Raw genomic sequence first — 12960 nt, 5'->3', positions numbered from 1 at the left:
TAAATTAAACTATTTATAGGTAATACCCCTTATGAGTATATGAAAGGAGAGATTAAATATGGGTTTGTTTGGTTCAAAAGGTGAAACTGTCACGATTGATGTCAGAGGCATGTCATGCAACCATTGCAAAATGACTGTAGAGAAAGCATTAAAAGGTCTTGATGGAGTATCAAAAGCGACAGTAGACTTGGATAAGGCTAATGTCACTGTAACATACGACCCTAAAAAAGTTACTATAGATGACATGAAAAAAGCGATTATTGACGCAGGATATGAAGCTTAATATTTTCATGTATGTTTAACCGCTAATGCGGTTATTTTTTTATATTTGCTGTATAATAAAGTTAAAAAAATGTTATTTACAAAAAGCTTTTTTTGCTATATAATAATTACATAAAATCCAATCGGAATAGTATAATTTAAAGGAGAGGATATAATGTCAAAGATTGCAAAAAGCCTTACGGATTTAATAGGCAATACGCCGCTATTGGAATTATCAAACTACAATAAAGAAAATAATCTTGAAGCAAAGCTTATAGCAAAATTAGAGTATTTTAATCCATTAAGCAGCGTAAAGGACAGAATCGGATATGCTATGATCAAAGATGCAGAAGAAAAGGGGCTTATAAACAAAGACACTGTTATTATTGAGCCAACCAGTGGCAATACAGGAATAGCGCTGGCTTTTGTTGCAGCGGCTAAGAAATACAGATTAATATTGACTATGCCTGAGACTATGAGCATTGAAAGGAGAAATTTGCTTAAAGCGCTTGGCGCTGAAATAGTATTGACGCCTGGCCCAGAAGGCATGTCTGGAGCTGTAAAAAAGGCTGAGGAGCTGGCAAAGCAGTATGGAAATGCATTTATACCGCAACAGTTCAAAAATCCTGTCAATCCAGAAATACACAGAAAGACGACAGCAGAAGAAATATGGAGAGACACTGATGGCAATGTAGATATATTTGTTGCAGGCATTGGCACAGGTGGGACAATTACAGGTGTCGGTGAGGTTTTGAAATCAAGGAAACCTGATGTAAAGATTGTAGCAGTTGAGCCTGCTGATTCTCCAGTTCTATCAGGTGGAAGACCTGGTCCACATAAGATACAAGGTATAGGTGCAGGATTTGTACCTGATGTTTTGAATAGAGAAATCATTGATGAAATATACCAAGTTAAAAACAATGAAGCATTTGAGACATCAAGAGCATTGGCAAAATCTGAAGGATTATTAGTTGGAATATCATCAGGTGCAGCCGCATTCGCAGCGACTCAGATTGCAAAGAGACCAGAAAACAAAGGCAAGACGGTAGTCGTATTGCTGCCTGATACAGGAGAAAGATATCTCTCGACGACATTGTATCAAGATTAAAAAGATACTTTAACATAGAAAGATAAAATGATATAATATATTTGACAACAAAAAAGAGGATGAAGCTCCCTCGTTTAAATTGCTGAAAAGCTGATGGCTTCTACTGATAATGTAGATGGCTGTCGGCTTTTTTATATTATTATTTTTGTTTTACAGTTAAAATGATATAATATATTAAGAATACATTGGCAATTATTTAGGTTGGGTAATATCAAAATATAGAGATGTGATGAGTGTGGATAAGAAAACTGTTGTAAATATACTTAATGAAATAGGGCTTTTGTTAGAGTTAAAAGGTGAAAATCCTTTTAAGTCGAGAGCGTATTATAATGCTGCCCGTACAATAGAAATCCTTGATGACGATATTGAAAAATTAACAAAAGAAGATAGATTAAAAGATGTAAAGGGTATAGGTGATGCGCTTAATAAAAAACTTACTGAGCTTGTTACAACTGGGAGACTTGAATACTATGAAAATCTTAAAGCGTCGATACCTGAAGGCCTCATTGAGATGTTAAAAATACCAGGTCTTGGACCTAAAAAGATAAAAACATTGCATGACAAACTTGATATAAAGACGGTTGGTGAGCTGGAATATGCCTGTAATGAAAATAGACTAGTTGAATTACCGGGATTTGGTGAAAAGACGCAGAAAAAAATCCTTGAAGGTATACAATTTATAAAACAGTTTAATGGTAAGCATCTATTTATGGATGCATATTTAGAGGCCACATCATTAAAACAATACCTTATTGATAGTGGATTGATAATAAGATGCGAAATTGCTGGAAGTTTAAGGCGAAGAAAAGAGATAGTGAAAGACATAGATATTCTTGCTACCTGTGATAATCCTGAGAAGCTCATGGACGTATTTACAAAATATGAAGGTATAAGGGATATTGTAGCTAAGGGTGAAACCAAGACTAGCATAACATTGAGATCTGGCATAAATGTAGACTTAAGGGTTGTCAAAGATGAAGAATATCCATATGCATTGCACCATTTTACAGGCAGCAAAGAGCACAATACAGCTATGAGGCATAGGGCAAAGCAAATGGGAATAAAAATGAATATGGTCTATTTAAAGATGATTTGCTTATTAAATGCCGTGATGAAGAAGAGATATTTAATAATCTCAATTTATCGTATATTCCTCCAGAACTTCGCGAAAATATGGGTGAAATTGAAGCAGCAGAAAAAGGGTTACTTCCAGTATTAATAGATGAAAAAGACATCAAAGGGGTTTTTCATGTACATACGATATACAGCGATGGAACAAATACACTTTCTGAGATGGTGAATGCGGCAAGATATCGCGGTTATAAAATTATTGGTATTACAGATCACAGTAAATCTGCATTTTATGCAAATGGACTTAAAGAAGAAGATGTTTTAAGGCAATTGGATGAAATTGATGAATTGAATAACAAGTATATTGATATAAAGATATTAAAAGGCATAGAATCTGACATATTAAGAGACGGTTCACTTGATTATGACGAAGATATATTGAGAAGATTTGACTTTGTCATTGCATCTGTTCATTCCAACTTTAAAATGAGCAAAGACGACATGACAGAGAGAATAATAAAAGCTATAAAAAATAAATACACAAAAATCATTGGACATCTAACAGGGAGACTTCTCCTTGCAAGAGACGGCTATGACATTGATGTGTATAAAGTTATAGATAGTGCTGCTGAATACGGGAAGATAATCGAAATAAATGCAAGCCCTTATAGATTGGACATTGATTGGAGATACATAAAATATGCAAAAGAAAAAGGTGTAAAATTTGCAATTTGTCCAGATGCGCATAGGATAGAAGGGCTTGATGATGTAAAATATGGCATTGGCATTGCTCGTAAAGGTTGGCTTGAAGCGAAAGATGTGATTAATACGTATGATTTTGATGAGCTAAATAAAATTTTTAATAAATCTTAAATTAATTCCCCTCTTTATTACAGGAGGGGGTTAATTTTTAGTTTGAGAAGTTCATGTTTTTCTTGAAGAAATTTTGTAAAAAAGCAATTTTTTATTGACATTTTAGAAGAAGAATGATATTTTAATTATAACCAAGTATTCATATCGGAATACTATAAATTAGGAGGTGCTATATGAACTATATAGAATATTTTGACAGTATAGCGGGAGAATGGGATGAGATTAGAAAAAAATACTTCGATGATGATATTCGAAACATTGCAATAGAAAGATCTAACATAAAAAATAAAGGCGGTTTAATTGTTGCAGATATTGGTACAGGGTCAGGATTTATGGCTTTGGAATTATCAAAATATGCAAGAGAAGTTGTTGGGATCGACGTTTCAGATGAAATGCTTAAATATGCAAAACAAACTGCTGAGAATGCTGGTATTAATAACATAATTTTTTTAAAAGGAAGTATGGAGCAAATACCAATAATTGATGATTCTATCGATGTAGTTTTTTCAAACATGGTATTACATCATGTAGAAAATCCGTTTAAAGGCATCATGGAAATACACAGGATTTTAAAGCCAGGCGGAATGCTGATCTTAACAGATGTTATGAAGCACAGTAGTGAGTGGGCAAGATTCGAAATGTACGACAGATGGCTTGGATTTAATTTAGAAGATATAGAAAAAAGGCTTATTCATAGTAACTTTAAAGAAATACTTGTAAAAGAAACAGGACTTTATGCAACTGCAGTGTCATCTAAAGGAGAGATAGCAAAAACAGGAATATTTATAGCAAAAGGAATTAAAGAATAAGGAGGATTTAGGATGAGAAAGGAGACAAAATTAATTCATGGTGGTATATTTGGTGATGAAAAAACAGGTGCAGTATCAACACCTATATACCAAACATCGACGTTTAAACAGGATGCCGTAGGAAAAGATAGAGGTTATGAATATTCAAGAACAGGCAATCCAACACGAGAATCATTAGAAAAGCTTATTAATGATCTAGAGGGTGGAAAGGGTGGTTTTGCCTTTGCATCTGGCATGGCAGCAATATCGACAGTTTTGATGCTTTTTAATGCTGGTGACGAGGTAATAGTTTCAAATAATGTTTATGGAGGAACATTCAGGGTACTTGAGAAAGTTTTTAAAAGGCTTGGCATAGTTTCAAAATTTGTAGACACGTCTTTAAAAGATAATGTTGTAAATAGTATAACAAAAAATACAAAGGCAATATTTTATGAAACACCTACAAATCCTCTTATGACAATTACAAATATCAGAGAAATTTCAAGAATAGCTAAAGAATATAACATACTTTCGATAGTTGATAATACTTTTATGACACCATATTTCCAAAGACCCATTGAATTGGGTGCAGACATAGTTGTTCATAGTGCAACAAAATACCTTGGAGGCCATAGCGATGTTGTAGCAGGCCTTGTGGTTGTTAATAGTGAAGAATTAGCTCATAAAATTCATTTTCTGCAAAATGCAGTTGGTGGCATTTTAGGGCCGCAGGATTCTTACCTTGTGATTAGGGGAATAAAAACACTTAGCGTTAGAATGGAAAGGCATGAGAAAAACGCCAAAGAAATTGCAAATTGGCTTTTGGAACAACCTGAAGTTGAAAAAGTTTGTTATCCTGGTTTACATACACATCCAGGATACGATATTGCAAAAGAGCAGATGGATGGCTTTGGAGGCGTGATTTCATTTGAGTTAAAAAACAAAGATACGGCATTAAAATTATTAAACAATGTAAAACTTATTACACTCGCAGAAAGTCTCGGGGGATATGAAAGCCTAATTTCATATCCAGCAAAAATGACACATGCGTCTATACCAGAGGAACAAAGATTGAAGCTCGGCATAACCGATAAGTTAGTAAGATTATCAGTTGGACTTGAGAATTATCTGGATTTAATTGAGGATTTAAAAAATGCAATAAGGAGTTGAAATCATGAAATATGCAGAGGGAATCAGTGATTTAATTGGCAAGACACCACTTCTAAAAATAACTCATTTTGATATACCTCCGTATGTAAATATCTTTGCCAAGCTAGAAAACATGAACCCTGGTGGTTCTGTAAAAGATAGAACGTGCTATTACATGATAAAAGATGCTGAAGATAAGGGATTAATAAAAAAAGGTTCTACTATAATAGAGCCTACTGCAGGGAATACGGGCATTGGCCTTGCACTCGCAGCATTGAATAAAGGTTATAAAGTCATATTTGTTGTACCAACTAAATTTTCAGTAGAGAAACAGATATTAATGAAAGCTTTAGGTGCTGAAATAGTAAATACGCCTAAAGAGCTTGGAATGAAAGGAGCGATGGATAAAGCATATGAATTAGCAAAGGATATTAAGGACTCATATATTCCAAACCAGTTTAAAAATATGGCAAATGTAAAGGCTCATTATGAAACAACAGGACAAGAGATATATGATGCTTTGGATGGAAAAGTAGATGTGTTTATTGCTGGAGCAGGTACTGGTGGAACGTTCACAGGTGTAGTTAGGTATTTAAAAGAGAAAAATCCTAAAGTAAAAGGCGTGCTTGCTGATCCTGTTGGTTCAATAATTGGTGGAGGAGATTTAGTAAAGTGCTACAAAATAGAGGGCATAGGTAATGATTTTATACCTGATACTATGGATGTAAGCTTAATAGATGATGTCGAAAAGGTAACTGATGATGAAGCCTTTTATTATGTTAAGGAACTTGCAAAAAGAGAAGGATTATTTGTAGGATCATCGTCGGGCGCTGCCTTTGCTGCGGCTATAAAACAGGCTAATAAGCAAAAGGAATCAAAAAATATAGTTGTAGTATTTCCTGATAGATCTGATAGGTATTTTAGTGAAAATTTATATAGATTTTAAATTTCAATCTGAGAAATGTCCAAGAAATCCTATTGACATTAATGATTTAAAGTGTTAATATAAATAAAAATAAAATAGAATATGAAACCTCTTATCAAGAGTGGTGGAGGGACTGGCCCGATGAAACCCGGCAACCGGCATATATAATGCGTCTGGTGCCAAATCCTGCAGGGAAACCTGAGAGATGAGAGGAGCGGCGCAAACTTAGCCCTCTTCTACATCGAAGAGGGCTTTTAATATTCTAAAAATAAGAAAAGAGGTGAATTATAAGAATAACATTTTAAATTCCTTAAACTAAAACTGTGAAGAGGAGAGATTTAGATGAGTGAAGAAAGAAAGTTAAAATTTGACACATTGCAGGTACATGCGGGGCAAGAACCAGATCCAACTACAGGTGCAGTGGCAGTGCCAATTTATCAAACATCGTCATATATATTTAAAGATACTGAACATGCCGCTTCTTTATTTAGCCTTAAAGAACCAGGTAATATTTATACAAGAATCATGAATCCCACCAATGATGTATTTGAAAAGAGAATAGCAGCCTTAGAAGGTGGTGTTGGTGCTGTTGCGACAGCATCAGGCTCTGCTGCTATAACATACTCGATTTTAAATATAGCAGGTGCAGGTGATGAAATAGTATCTGCCAGCACATTATACGGAGGAACATACAATCTTTTCGCTTTAACATTGCCTAAACTTGGCATTAAAACGACATTTGTAGATCCAGATGATCCAGAAAATTTCAGAAAAGCAATAACAGACAGAACAAAGGCATTGTATATAGAGACAATAGGAAATCCCGGGATAAATATACCTGATTTCGAGGCTATAGCAAAAATAGCGCATGAGAATAAAATACCGCTAATTGTAGACAACACATTTGCAACACCATATCTCTTCCGCCCGTTTGAATACGGGGCAGATATAGTAGTACATTCAGCGACAAAATTTATAGGAGGACACGGAACATCAATAGGCGGAGTAATAGTAGATTCAGGAAAATTTGATTGGGCAGGAAGTGGAAGGTTCCATGAATTTGTAGAGCCAGATCCAAGCTATCATGGAATTAAATATGTTGAATCATTTGGACCGGCCGCATATATTACAAAATTAAGGGTACAGCTTTTAAGAGACACTGGTGCATCTTTAAGCCCCTTCAATGCATTTTTATTTTTACAAGGACTAGAGACTTTGTCATTAAGAGTTCAAAGACATGTAGAAAATGCACAAAAGGTAGCAGAATTCTTAGCAAGCAATCCAAATGTGACGTGGGTAAACTATCCTGGGCTTAAAGAAAATAAATACCATGAGCTTGCAAAGAAATACCTGCCGAAGGGTGCAGGAGCGATATTGACATTTGGAATAAAAGGTGGAATAAATGCTGGAATCAAATTCATAAACAGCCTTGAATTATTCTCATTGCTGGCTAATGTTGGTGACGCAAAGTCTTTGGTAATTCATCCAGCAAGCACGACACATTCGCAATTAAGCGAAGAAGAATTGTCATTAGCAGGTGTAACCCCTGACCAAATAAGACTTTCAATAGGCATAGAAGACATCGACGACATATTGTATGACCTTGACCAAGCACTTAAAAAAGCAGCAGAATAATTATTATAGAGCTCTCTTCACAATAGAAGAGGGCTTTTGTTATTTTTAAAATAATTTACTATATATTTGTTTAATATAATATATATGACAATAATATTTAAATTAATAATAGAAACACATAAATATACATATTCCGATTGACTTTTGTGTAATTAAATGATATCATATAAACATACCCGGTATAGGTATAACGTATCAAAGGAGGTGTGGAAAATGGCTAAGGATCCAGTGTGTGGAATGGATGTTAAAGAGGATAATGCTGCAGCTAAAACAACATTCAATGGAAAGGAATATTTTTTCTGTTCGAAAAGTTGTAAAGCAGAATTTGAAAAGAATCCAGAAAAATATGTAAAAAATGAAAGTAATGAAGGACATCATGGTGGGCACAGTCACCATGGTTGCTGTTAATTTGCTCTGAAGTACATGATATACTAAAATGCATTATAGGGTTTGAACTATCATTCTCTAATTTATTTAGAGATTTGATATTTTTCAGACCCTTTTTATTTGGCATGATTTTTGCACTATAAATTTCTAGATGGTACTAAGGTTTTATTATAGTGTATCTTTTTCTTGAATTAATTTTAGACCTTATATATTTTTTATTATATCGTGCGTTAGTGATAGATGTGGAATGGAGGTTATAATATGTGGATGCTATGGCAGTAATAGCAATAATATCCGTGTAAAACATAAAGACAATCTTTTATACAATTTTTTAAAGCAGAGAATTAGCGCCTTTTAGTACACTGTTGTAGCAATTGATACAGTAATTTATATATCTTTTTGAAGAATGAGTATGAAAGTTAATATGAGAGGAGATTTTTTATGACAGTACCTTTGTTTAATATTGGCGGTTTCACTATATATCTATTTGGAATAATGATAGCGATAGGTGTTGGCACAGGGTATATTTTGGCATTAAAAGAAGCCAAAAGAAAAGGCCTTGATGTTGACAAAGTTTCAGAATTTCTCGTGTACCTTATAATAGTTGGTATAATAGGGGGAAGGCTCGGATTCGTTTTGACATATCGACCATATTTTTTCCTGACACATCCACTTGAAATACTAAAAATACATGATGGTGGGATGGCTATTCACGGTAGTTTAGTTGCCGGGATTTTATTTAGTATATGGTATGTTAGAAAATATAAATTAAATTTCTGGAAAATTGCAGATTTAGCGGCGCCAGGGCTTGCTATAGGACAAGCAATCGGAAGAATAGGATGCGACATATTTGGGTATGCAATGGCACGTCCATGGCCATGGGGAATAAAAGTAAATGGACAATTATTGCATCCTGTACAAGTTTATGAGTTTTTACTTGACTATATTATGTTTTTCGTGCTTTGGAGAAAAAGGGACAAAATAAAATACAATGGACAATTATTTATCATATATGTTATTTTCTTCAATATAAATAGATCTATTGTAGAATTTTTTAGAGCCGGAAATCCTATGATTTTACCACCATTTACAATCGCTCATCTTGCTAGTGCTATATTTATTGCTGCAGCTTTGATAGCGGCACATTATATTAAAAAATACAATACTATTGAGAAAGATGAGATGCCGGTACAAAGTAAAAAAGGTTTTATAGATATTGTGGTGGTAGTTTTGTTAATGGCAATATCGACGGTTTTCTTTTACTATATCCATTAAATAAAAATTTTATGAAAGGAGTGTTACAAATGAAGTTTTTAACAACTATTTTACCGTTTTTGTTTCTACTGTTGTGCCCATTAATGCATTTATTTATGATGAAAGGTATGCATAGTCATAATCACAGCCATGAACAAGATAAAGGCAATAGGCAAATCGAAAAACCTGAGGATGACGCAACAGAATAGGTGTTGTGACATACCTGGTGAAATTCATACCAGATATGTCGATTATATATAGATTTCTTAGGGGGATATTGATGAAACGTAAGATGACTATTTTTCTAATTATCATTTTTATTTTTGCATTTGCTTTTAATTATGGATATTCATCTAATTTAACTGATAATAAAAAGAGACTTGAAGACTTAAGCATTCAAAAACAACAAACTCAAAGAAAATTAAGTGAAAATTATCAAAAACAGCAATCTGTAAAAAAAGAACTATTAGACATCGATAAACAGCTATCAGAAACTCAAAAAGAATTGATTGAAAATCAGAGGAAATTATACTCAATTGAGCAAAAAATAAGTGATACACAGAAAGAACTAGATATAGCTCAAAAAAGATATGATTCTCGTAAGAGTTTGTATAAAGAGAGGATAAGAGCAATATATATGAGTGGTGATGCAGGATATATTGAAGTTTTATTGGATTCAAAAAATTTTATCGATTTTATATCAAGACTTGATAATATAAAAAAATTAATGGCTTTTGATATAAGATTTTTAAATGAAATGAAAAACACTAAAAATTTAATAGCGAAAAAAGAAGAAGTCTTAAAAGAAGAGAAAAATAATTTGCAATATGTTACAGCTCAAGTGCAAGAGAGAAAGAAAAGGATACAAGTAGCCATGGTATCAAGAAGTGGTGTCTTGAGAGACCTTGAAAGACAACAAAAAAAATATGAGGAAGATCTTGAAGATCTAGAAACCGTATCAAAACAGGTAATGGATATCATAAGATCTCAAACCGGTTCGACAAACACAAATAATAGCAATGTAAAATATACCGATGGAAAGTTGGTATGGCCTGTACCAGGATATTACAGTATAAGTTCACCATTTGGATATAGAATACATCCTGTTTACAAGACAAAGAAGTTACATACAGGTATAGATATACCTGCACCATATGGAACAATTGGTGTTGCAGCCGGTGATGGGACAGTCATATATGCCGGATGGATATCAGGTTATGGAAATTCTGTGATAATCGATCACGGTGGAGGTATATCTACATTGTATGCACATAATTCCTCTATATTAGTTTCAAAAGGTAAAAATGTAAAAAAAGGTGAACCTGTTGTAAAACTTGGGAGTACTGGACTTGTTACAGGTGTTAACCTTCATTTTGAAGTGAGAATAAATGGTACACCAGTTGATCCAGAACCATATGTAAGATAAAGAAATAATAAGATTATTATAAATAACAGCAAAGGATGGGTTAGATGATTCAAGAGAAGGGAAAAAGTAAATTATTGCTTTTATTTGGAATTAGCTCTTTATCCATATCAATGTTTGTATATCAAGTAATATTGACAAGGGTTATTTCAGCTATTTTTACGTATCATTACACATTTATAATAACCTCATTTTCAATTTTAGGACTCGGTATTGGAGGAATAGTTGCATATAGACAATTAAAAAACAATAAGACAAATAATCAATTTTTAAAGGACAACTTAATTAAGAAGATAGTATTGATGCCAATTTCATATATATTTGTTCTAGGATTATTTTATATATTACCGTTTTCTATCAATATATTGGTATATATTATACCCGCGATGGTACCTTTTATAATAGGTGGTTATATTTTATCATCAATTTATAGTGAATTTAGTGATATAAGCAATAAATTGTATTTTGTAGATTTGATTGGTTCTGGACTCGGCAGTATTTTAGTTTTATTTTCACTTGATTATTTAGGTGTTATAAAATCAATCATATTGATATCTATTATCTCATCTATTGCTGTAATATTTTTTGTAAATTTTTTATCTAAGAAATACATAATTGCATATGCAGTATTAGGTATGTTTGTTATGTCAATTTTTGTGCCGCAAAATTATATTAGTGTGATGGAAAAAAACTTTGGCAGCATAATTACAAGTAAATTAAAAACATTTGGTAACATAATTAGTTCGGGAGATAAAGCAGAGATTGTATACACTAAATGGAATGCTTTTTCAAGAACGGATGTTATAAGAGTCGACAACGATCCGAACGAGATGATTGTAACAATTGATGGAACGGCAAGCTCTCCTATGTATAAATTTGATGGCAAAGATGGCAGTTTAGACATATATAAAAAAGATGTAGAATATTTACCATATACATTTGGCAAAAAAGATAATATATTAATAATTGGCCCTGGCGGTGGTAGGGACATATTGTACGCTCTTGCTGGAAAAAGCAAAAATATAACGGGTGTTGAAATCAATACATCTACTATAGATGCTGTTAGGCATTTCAAAGATTTTAATGGTGATATTTATAATAAAGCTAATGTTAAGATTTATGGTGAAGATGGTAGATACTTTATTAATAGATCAAAAAACAAATATGATATTATCTATTTATCTATGGTAATGACTAGTTCAGCTTTACAAACTGGATACGCTCTCAACGAAAATTATATATATACCGTTGAGGCATTAAAAGCTTATATAGATCATTTGTCACAAAATGGCAAGTTAGTATTTTTAGCTCATGATGAAGAGGATATGAGTAAAATTGTAGCAACAGCGATTAGTGCATTAAGCAGAAACGGTGTTTCAGTAGAAGAAGCCACAAAATATATAGCGGTTATAAACAAAGATTCTACAATGACTCACAATCATGGTGGCAATTCACAAATAGATAGTCCTTTGGTAATCATTAAAAATAAGCCATTTACAATAGATGAGAGTAACAGACTTGAGATGGAAGCAATGGCTGGGAACAATAAACCTTTATATATCCCCACTTCATTTGAAGTTGGTCCTCTTTTTCATCTTGAAAAAGGACATTTAACGTTTAATAACTTTTTAAGAGGTTTTCCATTTATTATTAAACCTGCCACAGACGATAAGCCGTATTTTTACAATTTTAACAACAATGCATTAATGCTGTTAATAATACTTCTTTTAGTAGTTCTGTTAGGTATATATTTATTGTTTAGACCTATGTTAAAGCAAAAAAACACTGCGAAGGCGCTAATTTATTTTGGCGCTTTAGGAACGGCTTATATGCTTATTGAGATATCATTGATACAAAAATTCATTTTGTATTTGGGACATCCAATAACATCACTTACCTATGTCCTTGCGGCGTTATTGGTTGGAAGTGGTATTGGCTCTATACTAGGCAATAATAGTACATTTAATAAAGATAAAAAAATATATATGCCACCATTTATTGTAGCGGTAATAAGCATAGTTTTTGTGGAGATATTAGACGTAATATTTAAATATACTTTCAGTTACAATTTAATAACTATAGATGA

At 33.0% G+C, this 12960-nt stretch carries 11 protein-coding genes, 1 pseudogene and 2 riboswitches; all 12 genes and pseudogenes read left to right on the top strand.

Annotated elements, in window-relative coordinates:
• Window positions 1-58 precede the first annotated feature (58 nt).
• On the top strand, window positions 59-283 hold the full coding sequence (gene copZ, locus BVF91_RS04210) for a copper chaperone CopZ (RefSeq protein WP_045411648.1): 225 nt from the start codon (window positions 59-61) through the stop codon (window positions 281-283).
• 153 nt (window positions 284-436) lie between these two features.
• Complete coding sequence (gene cysK / locus BVF91_RS04205) at window positions 437-1369, top strand: cysteine synthase A (protein ID WP_085112238.1); 933 nt, start codon at window positions 437-439, stop codon at window positions 1367-1369.
• A 46-nt stretch (window positions 1370-1415) separates the two neighbouring features.
• A riboswitch (Fluoride riboswitch) is annotated at window positions 1416-1479 on the top strand.
• A 125-nt stretch (window positions 1480-1604) separates the two neighbouring features.
• A pseudogene (gene polX / locus BVF91_RS04200) lies at window positions 1605-3313 on the top strand (DNA polymerase/3'-5' exonuclease PolX).
• 173 nt (window positions 3314-3486) lie between these two features.
• A complete protein-coding gene (locus BVF91_RS04195) occupies window positions 3487-4122 on the top strand; it encodes a class I SAM-dependent methyltransferase (RefSeq protein ID WP_085112237.1) in 636 nt (211 codons plus the stop codon).
• A gap of 12 nt (window positions 4123-4134) precedes the next feature.
• Window positions 4135-5271: a bifunctional cystathionine gamma-lyase/homocysteine desulfhydrase gene (locus tag BVF91_RS04190; RefSeq protein WP_085112236.1), complete on the top strand. Its 1137-nt coding sequence runs from the start codon at window positions 4135-4137 to the stop codon at window positions 5269-5271.
• Between the two features lie 4 nt (window positions 5272-5275).
• The gene (gene cysK, locus BVF91_RS04185; protein WP_085112235.1) at window positions 5276-6196 is read left to right on the top strand and encodes a cysteine synthase A; all 921 of its coding nucleotides are present in this window, start codon (window positions 5276-5278) and stop codon (window positions 6194-6196) included.
• Between the two features lie 88 nt (window positions 6197-6284).
• A riboswitch (SAM riboswitch) is annotated at window positions 6285-6387 on the top strand.
• A gap of 130 nt (window positions 6388-6517) precedes the next feature.
• Window positions 6518-7810, top strand: a complete 1293-nt coding sequence (locus BVF91_RS04180) for a homocysteine synthase (protein ID WP_085112234.1) — start codon at window positions 6518-6520, stop codon at window positions 7808-7810.
• Window positions 7811-8023: 213 nt separating this feature from the next.
• Window positions 8024-8218, top strand: coding sequence for a YHS domain-containing protein (locus BVF91_RS04175; RefSeq protein WP_085112233.1), 195 nt, complete (start codon window positions 8024-8026; stop codon window positions 8216-8218).
• A 420-nt stretch (window positions 8219-8638) separates the two neighbouring features.
• A complete protein-coding gene (gene lgt / locus BVF91_RS04170; RefSeq protein ID WP_085112232.1) occupies window positions 8639-9472 on the top strand; it encodes a prolipoprotein diacylglyceryl transferase in 834 nt (277 codons plus the stop codon).
• 29 nt (window positions 9473-9501) lie between these two features.
• Window positions 9502-9660: a DUF2933 domain-containing protein gene (locus tag BVF91_RS04165; RefSeq protein WP_013297257.1), complete on the top strand. Its 159-nt coding sequence runs from the start codon at window positions 9502-9504 to the stop codon at window positions 9658-9660.
• 71 nt (window positions 9661-9731) lie between these two features.
• On the top strand, window positions 9732-10877 hold the full coding sequence (locus BVF91_RS04160) for a murein hydrolase activator EnvC family protein (protein WP_085112231.1): 1146 nt from the start codon (window positions 9732-9734) through the stop codon (window positions 10875-10877).
• A 44-nt stretch (window positions 10878-10921) separates the two neighbouring features.
• Window positions 10922-12960: spermine/spermidine synthase domain-containing protein (locus BVF91_RS04155; RefSeq protein WP_143588968.1), on the top strand; the 2039-nt coding region annotated here is incomplete at its 3' end.

The organism is Thermoanaerobacterium sp. PSU-2 (assembly GCF_002102475.1).
Classification (GTDB): Bacteria; Bacillota; Thermoanaerobacteria; order Thermoanaerobacterales; family Thermoanaerobacteraceae; genus Thermoanaerobacterium.
Note: the sequence above shows the minus strand (reverse complement) of the source record. Positions and strands in the feature narration are given on the sequence as shown.

Excerpts from the sequence above, each read along its gene's own strand:
- BVF91_RS04165 (WP_013297257.1), top strand. The coding sequence starts at position 9,502 with ATGAAGTTTTTAACAACTATTTTACCGTTTTTGTTTCTACTGTTGTGC.
- BVF91_RS04180 (WP_085112234.1), top strand. The coding sequence starts at position 6,518 with ATGAGTGAAGAAAGAAAGTTAAAATTTGACACATTGCAGGTACATGCG.
- BVF91_RS04190 (WP_085112236.1), top strand. The coding sequence starts at position 4,135 with ATGAGAAAGGAGACAAAATTAATTCATGGTGGTATATTTGGTGATGAA.
- BVF91_RS04175 (WP_085112233.1), top strand. The coding sequence starts at position 8,024 with ATGGCTAAGGATCCAGTGTGTGGAATGGATGTTAAAGAGGATAATGCT.
- copZ (WP_045411648.1), top strand. The coding sequence starts at position 59 with ATGGGTTTGTTTGGTTCAAAAGGTGAAACTGTCACGATTGATGTCAGA.
- cysK (WP_085112238.1), top strand. The coding sequence starts at position 437 with ATGTCAAAGATTGCAAAAAGCCTTACGGATTTAATAGGCAATACGCCG.
- BVF91_RS04160 (WP_085112231.1), top strand. The coding sequence starts at position 9,732 with ATGAAACGTAAGATGACTATTTTTCTAATTATCATTTTTATTTTTGCA.
- lgt (WP_085112232.1), top strand. The coding sequence starts at position 8,639 with ATGACAGTACCTTTGTTTAATATTGGCGGTTTCACTATATATCTATTT.
- BVF91_RS04195 (WP_085112237.1), top strand. The coding sequence starts at position 3,487 with ATGAACTATATAGAATATTTTGACAGTATAGCGGGAGAATGGGATGAG.
- cysK (WP_085112235.1), top strand. The coding sequence starts at position 5,276 with ATGAAATATGCAGAGGGAATCAGTGATTTAATTGGCAAGACACCACTT.